At 62.8% G+C, this 1,043-nt stretch carries 1 protein-coding gene; it reads left to right on the top strand.

Annotated elements, in window-relative coordinates:
• A protein-coding gene (locus tag CGZ91_RS04630) for an IS3 family transposase (RefSeq protein ID WP_229116435.1) occupies positions 1-1,043 on the top strand; the annotation gives its coding sequence in 2 pieces (ribosomal slippage) (positions 1-190 and positions 190-1,043; 1,044 coding nt annotated over the 2 pieces). This gene is flagged as partial in the annotation.

Here is a 1,043-nt window from a genome sequence, read left to right as displayed (position 1 = left end):
AAGGACTTCGGGATCAGCGAGTCCTGCCTGCGTAACTGGCTGTCGAAAGCTGACCGTGCTGATGCTCCGGCCGGGGACAATCGGTCCGCGGCCGAGCTGCGCGAGGCGAAGAAGCGGATCCGGTTGTTGGAGCAGGAGAACGAGGTCCTGCGCCGGGCAGCCGCCTACCTGTCTCGTGACGTCAACCCAAAATGATGTTCCCCTTGGTCACTGATCTGGCTCGGGCCAAGGGGACACGGATCCGGGTCCCGGTAGCGGTCTCGTGTCGCGTGCTGGGCTTTTCCCGTCAGGCCTACTATCAGTGGCGTGCCTGCCCGGTCTCGCAACGAGACTGGGATGATGCGCACCTGATCAATGCAGCGATTGACCTGCATTCAGAGGATCCTGGGCTGGGCTACCGACTCATCGCCGATGACCTGCCCCAGCTGGGAATCAGTGCTGGCGAGAACCGGGTTCATCGGCTGTGCAAGCTGCAGCAGATCCGAGCGTTCCACTCGGTCAGGAACGGATCATGGAAGAAGCCGGGACCAGCGGTCCACGACGACCTGGTGCAGCGCCGGTTCAGCGCCGAGGGACCGAACAAGGTGTGGTTGACCGACATCACCGAGCACCACACCCGCGAAGGCAAGCTGTATCTGTGTGCGGTCAAGGATCTGTGGTCCAACCGGATCGTAGGGTACTCAATTGATGCCCGTATGAAGAAGCGGATCGCGATCAACCCCCTGCGGATGGCGGTCCAGCGCCGCGGACCAGTGGCCGGCTGCATCGTCCACTCCGACCGAGGCAGCCAGTTCCGGGCCCACGCATTTGTGGCAGAGCTGAAAGACCACGACCTGACCGGATCCATGGGCAGGGTCGCTTCAAGTCCCGACAACGCGGCCATGGAGAGCTTCTTCGCCCTGCTCCAGAAGAACGTCCTCAACCGCCACCCGTGGGCCAGCCGAGCCGAGCTACGCCTGGCCATCATCACCTGGATCGAGAAGTCCTACCACCGCCGACGTCGCCAACGACGCCTCGGCAAACTCACTCCAGTAGAGTTCGAA

Source organism: Parenemella sanctibonifatiensis (genome assembly GCF_002250565.1).
GTDB classification, from domain to species: Bacteria; Actinomycetota; Actinomycetes; order Propionibacteriales; family Propionibacteriaceae; genus Parenemella; species Parenemella sanctibonifatiensis.
The sequence above is the reverse complement of the archived record's forward strand: the minus strand, read 5'-3'. Positions and strand labels throughout refer to the sequence as shown.